Here is a 17,677-nt window from a genome sequence, read left to right as displayed (position 1 = left end):
AAATCCGCAAGGCATTCAGCCGAGCAAGGGGAATATTTTGTCGCAAGATAGACAATTGGAAGTGTGCGCCGGCTCGCTGGCGTCCTGCCTGGCCGCCGCGCAGGGCGGCGCGGCCAGGGTGGAGTTGTGCGCCAGCCTGGAAACCGGCGGCGTCACGCCGTCGCCGGGCATGATTGCGCTGGCGCGGCAGCGGCTGGACATCGGCCTGCATGTGATCGTGCGTCCGCGCGGCGGCGATTTCCTGTATTCCGACGACGAGTTCGAAGTGATGCGCCGCGACGTGCTGGCCTGCCGCGAACTGGGGGCGGACGGCGTGGTGCTGGGCCTGCTGACCGCGGACGGCGACGTGGACGTGGAGCGCAGCCGCGAGCTGGTCCAATTGGCCGGGTCGATGAGCTGCACTTTTCACCGAGCCTTCGACATGGCGCGAGATCCCGAACAGGCGCTGGAGCAAGTCATCGCCAGCGGCTGCCGGCGCGTGTTGACCTCCGGCCAGGCGCCGGACGCGCTGGAAGGCGCGGCCCTGATCAACCGTTTGCGCCGCCAGGCGGGGGCGCGGCTGATTCTGATGCCGGGTTGCGGCGTGCGGCCGGACAATCTGGCCGAGCTGGCGCGCGCGACGGGGTGCCGCGAATTTCACGCCTCGGCCAGCGTCAAGGTGGCCAGCGCGATGCGTCATCGCCAGGCCGGGGTCAGCATGGGGGCGGCGGGCATGGACGAGTACGACAGGCGGGAAAGCTGTGTCGAAACCGTACGGATGATGACGGATTTGCTGCGCGGACTCGATTGACGCTTGTCGGGCGGGCCGGATTTGCAGGATGATTCTGGCATTTTCCGGCAGCGGGTCATGAGGAGCGCAGAATGAGCAAGCCGTCGCATGTGGTCAATATCGACCAGGTGGAAGCCGTGGACTACCGGGAGGGAGAGGGGTGGGGCGGCAGCTACCAGCCGCTGACGCCGGCGCTGGACGCCTTGCCCGGCCGGCTGGGCGCCAATCTGACCCGGCTGCCGCCGGGGCGCGCCGGTTGTCCCTTCCACGCCCATGCCCGCGAGGATGAAATCTTCTATGTGCTGTCCGGACGCGGCGTGCTGCGCCTGGGCGACAGCCTGCAGGAAATCGGACCTGGCGACTGCATTTCCTGTCCGGCCGGCACCGGCGTCGCGCATCAGATCGCCAATCCTTTCGATCAAGATCTGGTTTACCTCGGCATCGGCGTCAACGACCCGCACGAGGTCTGCGTCTATCCGGACAGCGGCAAGGTGCTGGTCCGCCATCTGAAGCAGGTGGGGCGGCTGGAGAGCGCGCCGTATTACGACGGGGAGCCGGCGCGCCCCGGCATCTTCGACATGCTGGAGCGGGAGCAGGCGCTGGCCCGGAAATAGGCGGCTTGGCATGCGACGGCGGCATGAGCGATAACGGAACCATCGTTCATCCATGGACAAGGCAATGAAGAGGCGGGCATTGAGCCGCGCGGCGGCGGTGTTGGCGTTGGTCTGGCCGCTGGGCGCGGCGGCGGAGCCCTTGTTGCTCTGCTACGAGGATCAGGTTTCCTACCCCTGGCTGGACGGTCGCGGCGGCGGGCTGGACATTCAGTTGATCAAGCAACTGCAGGGCGCGTTGAAGCGGGAGTTGTTCCTGCATCCGATGCCGTGGCGGCGCTGCATCAATATGCTGCGCCAAGGCAAGATGGACGGCGCCTTCGCCGCCAGCTTCGTGCCGGAGCGTTCGCAATGGGGCTTGTACCCCATGTTGCCGGGCGGCGCGCCGGACGTCAGCCAGCGCCTGCACAGCTCCAGCTATTCCTTGTACCGGCTCAAGGGCACCACGGTGGGCTGGGACGGCGCGCGGCTGTCCAGCGGCATGGCGCCGATAGGCGTGCAGACCGATTTCTCCATCGGCGCCTTTCTGCGCAAGCAGCAGGTGGAGATAGACGACAGCAACCGCGACCCATTGGCCATCCTGCAGATGCTGCGCCTGCGGCGCCTGAGCGGCGCGGCCTTGCAGACGCCGCGCGCGGAGCAGATTCTGCGCGAGCATCCGGAGCTGGCGGAGGCGATAGAGCGCTGCCGGCTGCCCTTGGAGGAAAAGCCTTATTTCCTGATGTTGTCGCGTCAGCTGGCGCACCGCGAGCCGGGCCTGCCGGGCAGGATCTGGACGGAGCTGGAGCGGCAACGGGAATCGCCGGCTTTTCTCGCCCTGCAGCGGGCGGCCGGGCTGCACCGCGAGGCCGCCGGCGCGGGGCATAAATGAAAACAGAATATTCAGCGACTGCTTGCTATCAAAATTAAAGCTTTTGCTTTATTATTTTCGACTCCTTGATTGTCTTAGGAATCCCAATGCATAAAAAAACGCTTTTGGCCGCCGGCTGTTTATGGCTGGCCGCCGCACCGGCCTTGGCGGAGGCCTGGTCCTATCCCGGCTGGCAGGACGGCCGCGACACCCGCGTCAAGGCGCTGGCCTTGCTGCAGACCTTGAACGCCACCTTGCTGAGCAATAGCAGCGCCACTCGCACCTTGCAGCAGTGGTGCGCCGATCACCGGATGGCGTCTCCGGCGCAAATCCGCGCCTTGCGCAATCCGGCGGACCACAAGGACGCCAGCCCGGAAGTGCGCGCCCAGCTGCAGGCGCGGCCGGGCGAGCGCATTGCCTACCGGCGGGTGCAACTGGCCTGCGGCGAGCATGTGCTGTCCGAGGCCGACAACTGGTATTTGCCGTCCAAACTGAGCGAGGAGATGAACCGTCAGCTGGATAGCAGCGACGTGCCGTTCGGCCGTGCGGTGGCGGCGCTGAATTTCCGCCGGCAGACCGAGGAGGTCAAGCTGCTGTGGTCGCCGTTGCCGGCGGGCTGGGAAATGAAGCCCGCGGACAAAGAGACCGCCGCCGCCGGCCTGGACATCGCGCAGCAAGTGCTGCAACACCGCGCGGTGCTTTACCGTGGCAGCGACAACGCGCCGTTCAGCGTGGTGGTGGAAACCTATCAGCGCGAGGTCTTCGCCTTCCCGCTGGCTTATTGAGACCGCGCTGAGCGGCGTCTTGCGAGCCGGGCGCTGGCAGCGCCCATTACGCAAACATCAAAAGAAAAAACCAACCATGATGAAGAAAAAAACCATGCTGGGCTGCCTGCTGTTGGGCGGCCTGATTGCGGGCCAGCCGGCGCTGGCGGACCGCTTGGACGATATCCTGCAACGCGGCAGCGTGCGGGTGGGCACCACCGGCGACTACCGGCCGTTCAGCGAACGGGACCCGGCCAGCGGCGCATACCGCGGTCTGGACATCGACATGGCCGAAAGCCTGGCGCGGGCGCTGGGCGTCAAGCTGGAACTGGTGGCCACCAGCTGGCCGACGCTGATGCGCGACCACGCGGCCGGCAAGTTCGACATCGCGATGAGCGGGGTGTCCATCAATCTGGAGCGGCAGAAGCGGGCGCTGTACTCGCTGCCTTATCTGAACGACGGCAAAACGCCGATCACCCGCTGCGAAAACGCGCAGCGCTTCCAGACCATCGCCCAGATCAACCAGCCCCAGGTCAAACTGATCGTCAACCCGGGCGGCACCAATGAAAAGTTCGCCCGTGCCCGGCTGCCGGCGGCCACGCTGACCGTGCATCCGGACAACGTCACCATTTTCCGGCAGATCATAGACGGCAAGGCGGATCTGATGGTGACCGACACGGTGGAAACCCGTTATCAGCAGAAACTGCATCCGGAACTGTGCGCGGTGCACCCGGACAAGCCGTTCGACTTTTCGCAAAAAGCCTATCTGCTGCCCAACGACTGGCGCTGGAAAGCCTGGGTGGACCAATGGCTGAGCCAGAGCCTGCAAAACGGCGAATTCGCCGGCCTGTCGGCCAAGTGGCTGGGGAAATGAGTCTGACCTAGGCTTCGCTGCTTCGCAGTTGCTCGATATAGCAATTGAACAGCTCGGCGTGGCTGGCCACGCCGAGCTTCAGATACAGATTGCGGCGGTGGACCTTGACCGTTTCCGGCGAAATGGCCAGCTGTTGGGCAATCGCCTTGCTGGACAGACCGCACAGCGTCAGCCGCGCAACCTCGGCCTCGCGCTCGGACAGCTTGCCGTGGCCAAAATGACTCAGCGTCTGCGTCAGTTGATCGGCCAGGCGCTGCGATGGCGGCGTGGGCGCGGAGCTCAGCTGCCAGTGGCGCCGCATCGCGGACAGCAGCCAGGGCTGCATCACGCGCAGCTTGCCGATGTCGGCCGGCTCGAACTCGTTCGCCTTGCCCAGCGACAATGACAAGACCTGGTCGGGGGCGACGCGCAGCAGCAGTTGGACCTCGTCCACGCCAACCTCGCCGCTCATATAGCGCTGGAAGTATTCGCTCTGGCGGAAGTGATCCGGCGCGATGTCGGGCAAGTGGTGGAGGCCGTCGGCGAAAGGCCGCTGCGCGTATTGATAGAAGGGGTCCAGCAGATACAGGCCCTGGCAGTAAAGCGCCATCGGCGACGGTGCGGCCAAGTGCTGAAAGTCGCATTCCTCCAGAATCTGCGGCGGCGCGTTCGCGTGGAAGCAAGCGGCCAGCGCATTGTCCAGCGGCACGCTGCCGCGCAGCAGCAAGACCAGCTGGCGCCAGAACCCGGGCAGACCGATCTGCGCCATCAGCTGCGCCAGATGATGGTGCAACGGCAATTCCTTCAACAAAGCTTCCATCCGGCAATCCCCGCTTGGGGTAACCCATCACGGTGATTGGGCACCTTCCCGCGTCAAAATACACTGTCTCCCACGCGTCTGACTACAAGGCGCCGCACAATAAGAGGAGACGAGAGCATGAGCACATCCAAGGCCGGCCCCGGGCTGCGCCGTTCATTGAGCGTGACCGACGTGGTGCTGATCACCGTGTCCGGCGTGACGCCGGCCAGTTCCATTTTCGTGATCGCGCCGTTCGCGCTGCAAGGCGCCGGCAGCGGCGCCTTTCTGGCCTTTGCGCTGGCGGCGGCGCTGGCCGTCGCGTTCGCGCTGTGTTACGCCGAGCTGGGCGCGGCCCATCCCAACGCAGGCGGCGAGTACGTGATCATCGATAGGGTGTTCGGCCGCGCGCTCAGCCTGCAGATGTATCTGCTGATTCTGTGTCTGCTGCTGTTCATCCCCGCGGTGCTGGCCACCGGCGCTGCGCCCTATCTGAACTCCGCGCTGGGCATCCGGCTGGACGGCGCCGAGGTGGCGCTGGCCATGATCGTGCTGTGCTTCGGCATCGCGGTGTTGGACATCAAGCTGAACGCCTGGTTGACCGGCTCCTTCCTGTTGCTGGAGCTGGCCGCTCTGGCCTTGATCGCCTGGCTGGGCTTCAGCGAGGCGCGGCAGCCGGCCGCGGTGCTGTGGCAGCCGGTGAAGGCGGCGGCCGACGGCGGTCTGGCCGCGGTGCCCGCCGCGACGATAGCCGCCATGGTGGGGACGGCGGTGTTCGCTTACAACGGCTTTGGCGGGGCGGTGTATTTCGCCGAGGACATGCGCGAAAGCGGCCGGCCGGTGGCGAAGGCGGTGCTGGCGGCGCTGGCCATCGTGGTGCTGGTGGAGTTGATACCGGTGACCGCCTTGATTCTGGGCGCGCCGTCGCTGGCGGAGATGAGCCGGCAGGCGGATCCGATCAACTACGTGCTCAGCCATTTGAGCAGCCCGGCGCTGGCGCGGGTGATCAGCGGCGGCATCTTTCTCTCGGTGTTCAACGCCATCATCGCCATCGTGGTGCAGAGCGGCCGCTTTTTGTACTCCAGCGGGCGAGACGGCCTGTGGCCGGCGCCGGCCAGCCGGGCGCTGCAGCGCATCCATCCGCGCTTCGGCACGCCCTGGGTGGCCACGCTGGCGCTGGCCATCCCGTCCGCTTTGCTGACCTTTCATTCCAGCCTGGATGATCTGGCGTCCTTCACCGTGATCATCCTGATGCTGAACTACCTGTTGCTGGCGCTGGCGGCCTTGCGCAGCCGGCTGGGCCGGCATCCTCATCCTTACCGCATGCCCGGCTGGCCGTGGCCGCCCTTGCTGGCGGCTGCGGGCAGCCTCTCCCTATTATGGGCGGTGCTGCGGGACGCGCCGGCGCGCGATTGGTGGATCATCGGAGGCATCGCGCTGGCCGGCGCCTTGCTGGCCGCGCAGCGGCCGCCGGGCAAGATCTTGATTGTTGATGAACAAAAGGAGAGATGATCATGCAGTCCAGAGCCAGAACCTTGGGCATTCGCATCGGCCAGGGCGAGCCCGGCCCCCTGAACGCGATTACGGACGTGCCCGGCGTGCGGGTGGGGCACGCCGCCGCCTGGGCGGATTTCGACGACGGCCGCCGCGCGCGCACCGGGGTCACGGTAGTCGAGCCGCGGCCGGGACTGGCGCGGCGCACGCCGTGCTTTGCCGGCGTGCATGTGCTGAACGGCAACGGCGACGCCAGCGGCCTGGAGTGGCTGCGCGAGGCCGGCGTGCTGAGCACGCCGATAGCGCTGACCAACACCCACAGCGTGGGCGTGGTGCGCGACGCCTTGATCGCCGGCGAACGCGAAGCGGTGGCCGGCGAGCCGCAGCTGTATTGGACCATGCCGGTGGTGCTGGAAACCTTCGACGGCCTGCTCAACGACATCAACGGCTTCCACGTGACGGCGGAGCATGCGCGCGCCGCGCAAAGAGCGGCCAGCGGCGGCTTGCCGGCCGAGGGCAGCGTGGGCGGCGGCAGCGGCATGATCTGCCACGAGTTCAAGGGCGGCATCGGCACCGCCTCGCGGCGGCTGCCGGCGGAGGCGGGCGGCTGGACCGTGGGCGCGCTGGTGCAGGCCAACCACGGCAAGCGCGGCTCCTTGCTGGTGGAGGGCTATCCGGTGGGCCGCCGCCTGAGTTGCGCGGAGATTCCCTCGCCGTTTGAGACCGGGCGGCTGCCGCAGCCCGGCATGGGCTCCATCGTGGCGGTGCTGGCCACCGACGCGCCCTTGCTGCCGGATCAATGCCGGCGGCTGGCGCAGCGCGCCGGCATCGGCATCGCCCGCACCGGCGGCGGCACCGAGGATTCCAGCGGCGACATCTTCGTGGCCTTCGCCACCGGCAATCAGGGCCTGCCGATGACCGATTACGCCGGCAAGGGAGCGCTGACCTGCGCGGTGGAGATGGTGAACGCGGACCATCTCTCGCCCTTGTTCGAGGCGGCGGCGGAAGCGGTGGAAGAGGCCATCGTCAACGCCTTGCTGGCGGCCGGGGACCTGAGCGGCAACCTTGGCCACGCGGCGCGCGGGCTGGACGCCAACCGCCTGCTGAGCGCCTTGCGCGAAAGCGGCTGGCGTCCGCGTTAGACGGCGGCGCGCGCGCGGCTTTCGGCGTTTTGTTTGCGCCGTATAATGCTATTATCATTATACGGAAAGCCGCGCGGGCGGCGGACAGACAGCAGGAGGCGGACATGAATACACCGGACATTCCGGCGGACGAACCGCAGCGCTTGGCGACCTTGCGCGCGCTCGGCGTGCTGGACACCGCGGCGGAGGAGCGTTTCGACCGCCTGACCCGGATGGCCAAACGCTTGTTCCGGGTGCCCATCGCCCTGGTCAGCCTGGTGGACGAGAACCGCCAGTGGTTCAAATCCTGCGTCGGCCTGTCGGCGTCGGAGACCGGGCGCGACATCTCCTTCTGCGGCCACGCCATCCTGGGCGACGACATCTTCTACATCCCGGACGCGCTGGCGGACGAGCGCTTCGCCGACAACCCGCTGGTGACGGGCGCGCCGCATATCCGTTTTTACGCCGGCTGCCCGCTGCATGCCGCCAACGGCGCCAAGGTGGGCACCCTGTGCGTGATCGACGTCCAGCCGCGCGAGTTCGATCACGACGACGCGCAGGCCTTGCACGATCTGGCGCGCATGGTGGAGGCGGAGCTGATCGCCTTCCAAGCCGCCACCACCGATGAACTGACCGGTATTTCCAACCGGCGCGGCTTCCGGCTGCTGGCGCAGTACAGCCTTAATTTCTGCGCGCGGCAAAACCTGCCGGTCAGCCTGGCCTTCCTCGATCTGGATAAATTCAAGGCGATCAACGATTGCTTCGGCCACGCCGCCGGCGACCAGGCGCTGGCGACTTTCGCCGAGCTGATGCGAAGCTCTTTCCGCTCGGCGGACTTGCTGGCGCGGCTGGGCGGAGACGAGTTCGTGGTGTTGTTGTCCGAGGTTGAGCATGAGCGGGCTCATGCGGCGGTGGCCAAGTTCTCGCGTCATCTGGACGCCTACAACGCCGGCTCCGGCCAGCCTTACCAACTGGCGTTTTCCGACGGCATCGTGGAGCTGGACGCGGAGCGCCATTTCTCCATCGAGGCCTTGCTGGCGGAGGGCGACGAGCTGATGTATTCAATCAAGGCCGCCAAACGCTAGTCGCGGGCGGTTTCCCAGACCGGCGCGCCCGTTTGTCCGCGTGATTTTTACAGCGGAACTTTCATTTTTCATGCCCCTCTAGTCTGAAAACAAACTGCGCAGCATCCTGTGCGCCTAAATAAAAAATCCACACTAGGGAGGCGGCCGCCATGGTCCATGATGTTTCCTTGATTACCACCATTGCGGCGGGCCTGGGCCTGTCCCTGATTCTGGGCCTGCTCTGCGAGCGGATGCGCATTCCGGCGCTGGTGGGCTATCTACTGGCCGGCATCGTCATCGGCCCGGCCACGCCGGGTTTCGTCGCCGATATGAAGATTGCCGCGCAGCTGTCGGAAATCGGCGTGATGCTGCTGATGTTCGGCGTCGGCCTGCACTTTTCGATGAAAGACCTGTTGTCGGTCAAGCGCATCGCCGTGCCGGGCGCCATCGTGCAGATGAGCGCCGCCACCGGCTTGGCCTTGTTCATCGCCTGGTGCTGGGGCTGGAGCTGGTCCAGCGGCTTGATCTTCGGCCTGTCGCTGTCCTGCGCCAGCACCGTGGTGCTGCTCAAGGCGCTGGAAGTGCGCGGCATTCTGGACACCATTAACGGCCGCATCGCCGTGGGCTGGCTGGTGGTGGAGGACCTGGCCTGCGTGCTGGTGCTGGTATTGATGCCGCCGTTGGCCGCGCTGCTGAGCGGCGCGCCCGCCGCCGCCAACGCCGCGCCGCTGTGGCAGACCATCATGTTGACCTTGCTGCAGGTGGCCGCCTTCATCGCCCTGATGCTGATTGCCGGCCGGCGCCTGCTGCCGTGGCTGCTGTGGCGGGTGGCCAAGACCGGATCGCGCGAGCTGTTCACGCTGGCGGTGACGGCGGCGGCCATCGGCATCGCCTTCGGCGCCGCCCATCTGTTCAACGTCTCCTTCGCGCTGGGCGCTTTCTTCGCCGGCATGATGATGCGCGAGTCCGAGTTCAGCCACCGCGCCGCCCGCGAATCGCTGCCGCTGCGCGACGCCTTCTCCGTATTGTTCTTCGTGTCCGTGGGCATGTTGTTCGATCCGGCGATTCTGCTGGAGCAGCCGCTGATGGTGCTGAGCGCGGTGGCCGTCATCATGCTGGGCAAAACCCTGGCCGCGCTGATCCTGGTCATCCTTTACCGCTATCCCTTGACCACCGCGCTGACCATCGCCGCCAGCCTAGCGCAGATCGGCGAATTCTCCTTCATCCTGGCTGGCCTGGGCGTGACGCTGGGCCTGCTGTCGGCGCAGGGCATGAGCCTGGTGCTGGCCAGCGCCTTGATCTCCATTGCCCTCAATCCGCTGTTGTTCGCCTTGCTGGAGCCTTTGCGCGGCTGGCTGCTGGCGCGTTCCGAATGGGCGCGCAGTCTGGAGCGCCGGCCCGATCCCTACGCCGAGCTGCCGATGAGCACCGAGCGCAAATACCTGGAAGGCCAGGTGGTGCTGGTGGGCTACGGCCGCATCGGCCGCGGCGTGGCGGCGGAGCTGGAGCGCAATCGGGTGCCCTTTGTGGTGGTGGACCACAACCGCGAGCTGGTGGAAACGCTGCGCAATCAGGGCCGGGCGGCGGTGACCGGCGACGCCGCCGAGCCGGGCGTGCTGATCCAGGCCCACATCGTCAACGCCTCGGTGCTGGCGGTGACCACCTCAGACGCGCTGAATCTGCGGCAGATGGTGGAGGTGGCGCGCACGCTGAACCCCGAGCTGCGCATCGCGCTGCGCGCGCGCAACGCCGAAGAGGCGGAGCTGTTGCGCGGGGAAGGGCTGGGGGCGGTGTTCCTGGCCGACGAGGAGTTGGCGGGCAGCATCGGCCGGCACGTGTTGCATTGCTTCGCCGCCGAAGCGGCGCAGGCGGCGCACTGAGCGTCGCGGCTCAGCCCCGCTCCAGCCAGGCCTTGGCCGCGGCCAGATCGCGCGCCACCCAGTCGGCGTCGGCTTCGAATTGCGCGTCGTCGACGCCGGGCTGGCGGAACAAGGTCAACAGCAGTTCACAGCCGTCGTCCCGCGCCAGCAGGCGCAAGGGCACATAGATTTCCGCCTGACCGGGCGGCGATACCCAGTGATCCAGCACGCCGTAGTCGTTGGCCGGCGAAAAGCGCAAGGGCATCACCCCCTGCGGCGTGTCCGCCAGCCAGCCGCCGCCGTCGCGGCACAAGGCTCCGGCCAGGCCGGACGCCCAGCGCAGGAAGTTTTCCGGCGGCGCCAGCAAGGCGTAGGCGCGGGCGAAAGGGCAGGCAATACTGACGCTGAGATGGCGCGGCGGCGTGGACATGGGATTCTCCAATACGGCGATGCTACTTGAGTGTAGACGACGGCGGACCATGTGCCGTTGACATGCTTCGCGCCAACGGGCTATGGTCATTCCCGGTGCTCAAAACACCAAACAAACATACAGCGGCTACCGCACCCGTAAGATTCGCGGATTTTTGCGTCCATGGTTTTGGCAAACGCCCAGTTGTGGGACAATGCGCGTCCATGGCCGGGTGTGCGGCTAATACAATACCCGCAAGGGGAATACGCCCGCCGTCTGTATGCGGTTTTGAGCACCCGGCCGCCCTCTCAAAAGGGGCAGAACTCAAAACGACATACAGGAGGCCGCCATGGCCAAGATCGACACCCTACGCGAGGCGCGTCGCGCCCTCAGGCATATTCGTGCCGCCCAATCCCATTTCAAACAATTGCCCGAGGCGCTGCGCCGGGAGATGTCCCGTCAACCGCCGCGTCAAACCCCGTTCATCGTAGAACTGTCCCCGGAGGTTTTGTGGAGCCTGTTGGAGGCGAGGTATGGCGTGGAATGCGCGTATGAGCGGCTGCAGTTGCTGATTGCTTCGATGCAGGGCAACACCGCCAGGTAGATGGCCCCGGACGCGGGGCGAAAAAGGCAAAAGCCCGGGTGATATGTCCGGGCTTTTGATTTGGACGGAGGCGGTGAGATTCGGACTGACAGCGGGCAGGTTTTTACATTGCTTTTAATTCATATTGTTTTTTGTGTGATTTGATTAGTCTGCATGATCAGCCAATTCACGCTGTCAGCAGTGTGTTCGGCGGTTTGAATATGGATTAATTGCTTAGACCAGCTAACAAAACCCCTGACCGCCTAATAGGCTGAAGATTTTTTTCTGCTATGTTCTAGCACGTAGGGTTAATCCATTTCAAATAATCACAAAAGAATGTGAATAATACCTAGCAAAAATTGAGAACTGAGGGCATGTCAGTCAGTCCTTAAAGTGTGCGGCCGCATTGGTGTTGACTTGATTGTTAATGTCAGTTGTGTTTTGACTGTATTAATCAAGGTTTGTGCGAGTATCGAGACAATCGCCTCAAGGTATTCCTATTGCCTTAATTTTATTGTCACTATGGAAACTTGCTGATTTTGCATTTTTCCAGCACATTTAAAGGAGTTTAATTGTGAAGGCTATTAATATTCTGAATCTTCCTTTTGCCGCCGCCCTTTTGCTGGCTTCTTCCTTGGTCAGCGCATCTCCGGCTGGGTCTTCCAATACTCAGGAAGTCACCTCCGCCACGCAACAAGCCAGCAACAATGCCAGCAATACAGTGGACGCTTTAGTCAATCAAATTCAGCCAAGAAAACCGGGGCAGTGCTTCTCTGCAAAGAACTGCACAGGGAAGGTTATTGGCAATCACCAACATGCGCATAACTGCAAAAATGCAGGTGGCAAATCTTGGCGCAGCGGCGTGACGGGGCAATGCAGTAATTTGTAAGCTTTTCCTGTTTTCAATCTGAAACAACAGCTTCGCGAACTTTGGTTCGCGGAGCTGTTTTTTCTTAATGAGGGTTGGCAGCGGGTGACGATTGGCACAGATGTCGACAGCACACTCAAGCGTTGTGGCAGGATTCTTGGGTGTGCAATAGCAATACGCAGGGATTCTGAAGTGCACTTAGCTTAGGTGTCTCGATTAATTGCTCTATTTTTCATGGGTTTAATGGATGTTTCCAATGTGATTTTATGCAATCAACTTATGCCAAGTGTGTTTTGTAAACAAATATTTACACCATGTTACGGAACTTGGCTAGTCGCGCGACAGATGTAATACAAACGTTTGAAATATTCTGGTGAAAATGAATGCCCATTCCCCAACCAGTAGGTTAAAAATGAAAAAAATCATCATTGCATCCATTCTGAGTATGTCCGCAGTTGCCGCTCATGCGGCTGAGAGTGGTGCATATGTTTTTGGTAATCTGGGCTACAACTCGGAAAAGATGAAAAGCCATGAAGGCATCTCTGACAGTAAAAGCGCAGGAGGTATCTGGGAGGTCGGAGCCGGCTACCGCTTCGGCTCCTACTTTGCGACGGAACTGTCATATCTCGACTTAGGTAAGATGAAATCCTCTGCTACCGGGCGAGACGGGAAAGCAAACTTCTCGATACCGATGCATGCTGAGAGACTGGCTTTGGTTGGGATTCTGCCAGTGTCAGAAGATGTTGAACTTTTTGGCAAAGTCAGCCTTAACAACGTACATGGCACATTGAAAGTCGAAGCCGACGGATCCAGTTTCAGCGCCAGTAGAAGTAAAGTATTGCCTGGTATTGGCATTGGTGCTAGCTATGCGATCACAAAAAACTTTGCCCTGCGTGGTGAGTACGAGTATATCAAGAGTGCGATGAACTCCATGAGTGAGGATAGTAAGGATGTGACATCGGGCACCAATCTATTCAAGCTTGGTGTAAGCTACAAGTTCTAATTTGGTTCGCCCTCCATTTTGGAGGGCTTCTTGATGTTGTATAAGGATGGTTATGCGGTTTTTGCTTTTAGGAAGTGCTCTGATGTTGTTTTCGATAGTGACAGGAGCAAAGGAAGTGGATGCGGCTGCATCCAAAAGATATGGTGTATGTGTTGGGGTTGCCAACTCGGTGGCTCAGGTATTGACTGCTTTTTCTGATATGGGCAGTAGTGAAATCTGGTTGTGGCGAAACAATAAAATTAGAAATTGTGAATATGATTCTAGGGAGGATGGTTATTTCTTTAAGGAAAACCTAAAAGAAATGTGGAGCTTTGCGAATAAAAAAATAGAAAATGATAACAAGGTAAAAATAAGAAATAGTTACTATTCCATGGAGCTGGAAAATTAGCCTGCTGTCAAGGATGCGTTTGGTCCCCAACAGCGTAGAGCCCGGTAATAACTGGGCTTTATTTGTTTTGGACAGCTGAAGAAGTGGTGCCTTTGAAGCAGGGCCATCGCCAAAGCGCCGTGGCAGGGTGCTTTGGTGTCCAACAGCAAGGAGGGCATCATGGAAGAGAACAAAATTTTGCTAGCTGGGAGTGGGCTGGGCAGGTAGAAACCACGCGGTAAAGGTCCCGAAACGGCAATGGCCCAAGCATCTGCTTGGGCTATTCTTTTGGCGGTCGAATTATCAATGAGTTATAAAAACTTTTTTTCCGCATTGGGCTAGATTCTTGCCGCTTGTGAGCGGCAATGCGAATATGGAGATATAGCATACATGCCGCTAGTTTAGCGCGTGTCGGGACATGTGGTGATAGTCGATATATTTGAATGGCATAAGCTGCTCCGAACACGGGCAAGAAAAACCCCAGCGTAGGGCTGGGGTTAATGGAGGGACACTTATTTTCACTCAGTAGTTACGTGGCTAAGGTGGTCTATTAATGCAATTAATTGCGCTGTCAAAAATAAAGCAAAATGTCACTCTCAAAAATTTAGCCGCTAGTAAGGAGACTGTCTATGAAGCGAGCCCTATCTCTGACGTATGCTGGACGTAAATGTCCACCATCTTTGTAAATCGGCTCACCATTGCCATCCACGCTGGGGCATACCACAGAATTACACAAGAAATCCATGGGGTTTACAGCCTTAGCACCACTTGATTCAACTACTTTTCTTAAATCCTCTTGAACCTTTCCGTATCGTTCATTTATAACTTGACGGCTTAATCCTCCCTCTCTCATTAGCATTAAGTGTGGGAAGTGCTTAAGCCCTCTGAAAATCATAAATTTTGGATCTAGTTCACTGCCAATTGGAATGCTGAGTACAATATAGACATTTTTACCTAGTCGCTTCAACTCTCTAATGTAGGCGGCCAATCTTTTCAATGAGGCAAGATAATCTTTCTCGCCGACGCCAAATTTGCCAGTTAAAGCCGCCCCATCTTTTAAGTATTGGGGCCATTGCGCACCGATCACAATGTTTTTGACGTTTACATCGCTTTTCGCGTAATTAAAAGCGCTCTCCATTAGATTGGTGCAATGCTTATGAGCTTCATCATATGGAGAAGCTGGAATAGCTAAACACCCTCCGCCAGTAGCAAAGATTACGCTATTAACAGCATTTGGCAGGGTGGAAATTAATTCATCAGTTCTAACATAATATTGCTCACTGTTTGAGTCGCCAATGAATAAGGTAACCTCCATTTTTTTTGAATTTTGCCTTAAAAAAGTTCTTCCTTCAAAATTGAATGGAGTTAGTTTTCCAGGATACTGCCACTCGCCTGCTGCTTTAGAAATTTTTGCAAATCTAGAAACGCGAAACTCAAGCCCATTCCGTTTGTGTATGTTGTAACCCACGTAACCAACAATAGTCATAAGAGTAACGAGCACTGTTACCTTAATCTTGCTGTGGTTGCCAAAACGTAGCGGCCGTTCAATAAGCTTGCACGTAAGCCAAGCAAGCACAACGGAGAGTACAATAGCCGCTATGCGTATGTCACGACTGGGTGCTTCGCCTTCAACAATTCTAGCAAACGAAAGCAATGGCCAGTGCCACAAGTAAAGTGGAAAGCTGATTAAACCGAACCAAACAGCAATTTTATTAGACAGGACTATGCGATTAACCCAAGCTTTAGAACCGGCTGTAATAATTAGTACAGCACCTAAGACTGGTACTAATGCCCATGTCCCGGGGAAGATCAGCTCCTTGTTGATTCGCCAAAATCCATATAGTAACAAGAATAAGCCAAGAAACGAACACACATCAGATAGTGTCTTGCCAGAATTCTCACTCTTGCCGCTATATACAATGCGAGAAAGCCAAACATCAATCTTGCTTTTCACGTTGGCGAATGCATTCTTCTTGTATAACGCAACCCAAGCCAATAAACTTCCACTTAACAATTCCCAAAATCTTGTTTTGGGTGAATAAAAGGCCGCAACCATATCTTGCTTAACGCCTTTAATATTTAGTGAAAAAGTTATAACGGAAACAATGATTGTGATTGTTAAAAGATTGAAATTTCGCTTCCAAGCGAACCATAGTAAAAACGGCCATGCAATATAAAATTGCTCCTCAATGCCTAGACTCCATAAATGTAACAACGGCTTAGTTTCAGCAGAGTTGTCAAAGTAGCCTGCTTCATTCCATAACACAAAGTTTGAAACAAAACCTGCGCCACCAGCTATATGCTTTCCTAATTGCTTGTACTCATCCGCTAACAATGCGAACCAACCAAAAGCAAAGCAAGCAATCAAAACAAGCAAGAGAGCCGGAAAAATGCGTCTAATACGGCGTGAATAGAAATCAGAGAAACTGAATGTGCCCTTTTCTAAGTTATCAAAAATGATAGTAGATATGAGATAGCCAGAAATTACAAAAAAGACATCAACCCCGATAAAGCCACCACGAACCCAACCTGGGAAAGCGTGGAAAGCAACAACAGCTAATACAGCAACGGCCCGTAAGCCATCAATGTCTGGACGATACTTTGGATGCGAAAGATGTGCTTGATACGTTGTCATATCTTATAATTTGCTTACCCGTGAGCCATCAACCAAAAAATGAAAGTGGTTGTGTGAAGCTCGAAACTGGTTAGAATGAAAAAAATATGAATATTATACATTTTTAGCCATCTTCCAACAATACAAGGGGTAAGGTAATAAGCCGTATTAGCGAAGTTAACTGGCGAACTTGAAATTGAATTGCTTAAAAAATGTGCGAATGTTCTTGCTAAAATGAACGGGGGAATTAAGACCGGCTAGCAAAATCTGTCGATAAATCGTAGATAGATCAACGAGAAAGCCAACTTGAGCAAAGCGAAATGCGTATCTAACCGCCGCATCGAAGCGGATGCGCAACTTGTCGAAGCCCACTGGCCAAGAATGAATGCGTTCTACCACCCAACGGTGGCAATTCAGCCTCTCGCTGCTTTCCACTCCGCGACGGGAAATTCGTGCCAAGATTCCGCGTCGGCTGGGTCTGGAAGTTCAGCGCTGATCTAATGGGATGACGCCCCCGTCTAACGGCATCGATGCGCCAGAGTGGCAGTGTCAAACCATCGCTCACGGACGGGACATCCTGTGATTGTCGACATTGACCTGGCAAAGCAGGTTTTCCAATTGCATGGCGTAGATGAGCACGGCAAGCAGCCCTGAAGAAACAGTTGCGCCGCGAGCAGATGGCAGCTTTCTTCGTCAATCTACCTTCATGCCTGATTGGCATGGAGGCCTGTGTGGTGCCCTCCATTGGGCACGGTTGCTGCAAGGCTTTGGCCGTACCGTTCAACTGATGGCGCCGCAGTTTGTCAAAGCCGACGTCAAGACTAACAAGAACGATGCAGCCGATTTCGCGGCGATTTGCGAAGCGGCGACCCGGCTGGACGTGTGCTTTGTGCCGATCAAGGCTGTCGAGCAGTAAGCGATTCTGTCAGTACATCGCGCTCGCGCCGCTTTTGTGAAAGCGGGCACCGCGACCGCCAGTGAAATTCGCAGCCTATTGGCCGAGTTTGGGATTGTCATTCCACAAGGTATTCATACGATCTGCCGACGTATTCCGGAGATTCTGGAGGGCGGCGAGAGTGAGCTGACCCGCACCTTCAAACAGTTGTTGAGGGCGCTCTCGGACCACCTGAAAGAGCTGGGCCGGCAGGTCGAGGCGCTAGAGCAGGACATTCAGTGCTGGTGCCGTAACTCTGCTGCTAGCGTCCGATTAGCAAAGGTCCCTGGCATCGGACCACTTGCTGCGAGTGCCGTTGTCGCCATCGTGGGGGGAGGGGGGCAAAATTTCAGTGGCCGGCAATTTGCAGCCTGGCTTGGTTTGGTGTTGCGACAACACTCCCGCGGCGGCAAGTCGACCTTGCTCGGGATTGGCAAACGTGGTGACAGTTATTTGCGTACTCTGATGACTTGTGGCGTTCGTGCGTTGCTGCGCTTTGCAACGGGCAAAACTGATCGCGCCTCAACGTGGCTGAGCGGGGTGATGATACGGCGGCATGCAAATGTGGCGGTGGTGGCGCTAGCCAGCAAGAGTGCCCGCATCATTTGGGTCTTGTTGGCGCATAAGGGTGAGTTCCGGTTCGACGACACCCCGGTATTTGCCGGGACGTAGTCGGGTCGGTCGATTTTGACAACGCAGATTAGTGAAGACTTCCAGC

General features: G+C 58.9%; 16 protein-coding genes and 1 pseudogene. 14 read left to right on the top strand and 3 right to left on the bottom strand.

The window, feature by feature from the left end:
- The first annotated feature begins 37 nt into the window (after nt 1–37).
- The 5 genes from VK98_RS14935 to VK98_RS14915 all read left to right on the top strand — a co-directional run bounded on the left by VK98_RS14935 (nt 38) and on the right by VK98_RS14915 (nt 3,868).
- Nucleotides 38–790, top strand: coding sequence for a copper homeostasis protein CutC (locus VK98_RS14935; RefSeq protein ID WP_048414794.1), 753 nt, complete (start codon nt 38–40; stop codon nt 788–790).
- A gap of 71 nt (nt 791–861) precedes the next feature.
- Nucleotides 862–1,383, top strand: coding sequence for a cupin domain-containing protein (locus VK98_RS14930; RefSeq protein ID WP_048414793.1), 522 nt, complete (start codon nt 862–864; stop codon nt 1,381–1,383).
- 64 nt (nt 1,384–1,447) lie between these two features.
- Entirely contained in the window at nt 1,448–2,251 is an 804-nt protein-coding gene (locus VK98_RS14925) for an ABC transporter substrate-binding protein (protein ID WP_048414859.1), read from the top strand.
- 86 nt (nt 2,252–2,337) lie between these two features.
- Nucleotides 2,338–3,015 (top strand): hypothetical protein, encoded by a 678-nt coding sequence (locus VK98_RS14920; protein WP_053077404.1) that lies wholly within the window; start codon nt 2,338–2,340, stop codon nt 3,013–3,015.
- A gap of 76 nt (nt 3,016–3,091) precedes the next feature.
- A complete protein-coding gene (locus VK98_RS14915; protein WP_053077403.1) occupies nt 3,092–3,868 on the top strand; it encodes a transporter substrate-binding domain-containing protein in 777 nt (258 codons plus the stop codon).
- Between the two features lie 7 nt (nt 3,869–3,875).
- On the opposite strand, the gene VK98_RS14910 is transcribed toward VK98_RS14915, so the two are convergent.
- The gene (locus VK98_RS14910) at nt 3,876–4,667 is read right to left on the bottom strand and encodes a LuxR C-terminal-related transcriptional regulator (RefSeq protein WP_048414792.1); all 792 of its coding nucleotides are present in this window, start codon (nt 4,665–4,667) and stop codon (nt 3,876–3,878) included.
- A gap of 117 nt (nt 4,668–4,784) precedes the next feature.
- Here VK98_RS14910 and VK98_RS14905 point away from each other — a divergent pair, with 117 nt between their 5' ends.
- The 4 genes from VK98_RS14905 to ybaL all read left to right on the top strand — a co-directional run bounded on the left by VK98_RS14905 (nt 4,785) and on the right by ybaL (nt 10,202).
- Nucleotides 4,785–6,155, top strand: a complete 1,371-nt coding sequence (locus tag VK98_RS14905; protein WP_048414791.1) for an APC family permease — start codon at nt 4,785–4,787, stop codon at nt 6,153–6,155.
- Nucleotides 6,156–6,157: 2 nt separating this feature from the next.
- A complete protein-coding gene (locus VK98_RS14900; RefSeq protein WP_048414790.1) occupies nt 6,158–7,279 on the top strand; it encodes a P1 family peptidase in 1,122 nt (373 codons plus the stop codon).
- 104 nt (nt 7,280–7,383) lie between these two features.
- The gene (locus tag VK98_RS14895; protein WP_048414789.1) at nt 7,384–8,343 is read left to right on the top strand and encodes a diguanylate cyclase; all 960 of its coding nucleotides are present in this window, start codon (nt 7,384–7,386) and stop codon (nt 8,341–8,343) included.
- A gap of 149 nt (nt 8,344–8,492) precedes the next feature.
- Complete coding sequence (gene ybaL / locus VK98_RS14890) at nt 8,493–10,202, top strand: YbaL family putative K(+) efflux transporter (protein WP_048414788.1); 1,710 nt, start codon at nt 8,493–8,495, stop codon at nt 10,200–10,202.
- Between the two features lie 10 nt (nt 10,203–10,212).
- Here ybaL and VK98_RS14885 read toward each other — a convergent pair whose 3' ends face one another.
- A complete protein-coding gene (locus tag VK98_RS14885; protein ID WP_048414787.1) occupies nt 10,213–10,611 on the bottom strand; it encodes a hypothetical protein in 399 nt (132 codons plus the stop codon).
- Between the two features lie 328 nt (nt 10,612–10,939).
- On the opposite strand from VK98_RS14885, the gene VK98_RS14880 reads away from it, so the two are divergent.
- The 4 genes from VK98_RS14880 (at nt 10,940) to VK98_RS23770 (ending at nt 13,432) form a co-directional block, all read left to right on the top strand.
- A complete protein-coding gene (locus VK98_RS14880) occupies nt 10,940–11,194 on the top strand; it encodes a hypothetical protein (protein ID WP_048414786.1) in 255 nt (84 codons plus the stop codon).
- Between the two features lie 553 nt (nt 11,195–11,747).
- Complete coding sequence (locus VK98_RS23775) at nt 11,748–12,062, top strand: hypothetical protein (RefSeq protein ID WP_156187887.1); 315 nt, start codon at nt 11,748–11,750, stop codon at nt 12,060–12,062.
- A gap of 391 nt (nt 12,063–12,453) precedes the next feature.
- A complete protein-coding gene (locus tag VK98_RS14875; RefSeq protein WP_048414785.1) occupies nt 12,454–13,044 on the top strand; it encodes a porin family protein in 591 nt (196 codons plus the stop codon).
- Nucleotides 13,045–13,126: 82 nt separating this feature from the next.
- Nucleotides 13,127–13,432, top strand: coding sequence for a hypothetical protein (locus VK98_RS23770; protein ID WP_156187885.1), 306 nt, complete (start codon nt 13,127–13,129; stop codon nt 13,430–13,432).
- A gap of 583 nt (nt 13,433–14,015) precedes the next feature.
- Here VK98_RS23770 and VK98_RS23405 read toward each other — a convergent pair.
- On the bottom strand, nt 14,016–16,046 hold the full coding sequence (locus tag VK98_RS23405) for an acyltransferase family protein (protein ID WP_082159044.1): 2,031 nt from the start codon (nt 16,044–16,046) through the stop codon (nt 14,016–14,018).
- A 558-nt stretch (nt 16,047–16,604) separates the two neighbouring features.
- Between VK98_RS23405 and VK98_RS14870 the strand changes: the two are divergent.
- Nucleotides 16,605–17,631: pseudogene (locus VK98_RS14870) on the top strand (IS110 family transposase).
- Nucleotides 17,632–17,677 lie beyond the last annotated feature (46 nt).

It is taken from the genome of Chromobacterium sp. LK11 (assembly GCF_001043705.1).
GTDB classification, from domain to species: domain Bacteria; phylum Pseudomonadota; class Gammaproteobacteria; order Burkholderiales; family Chromobacteriaceae; genus Chromobacterium; species Chromobacterium alkanivorans.
Note: the sequence above shows the minus strand (reverse complement) of the source record. Positions and strands in the feature narration are given on the sequence as shown.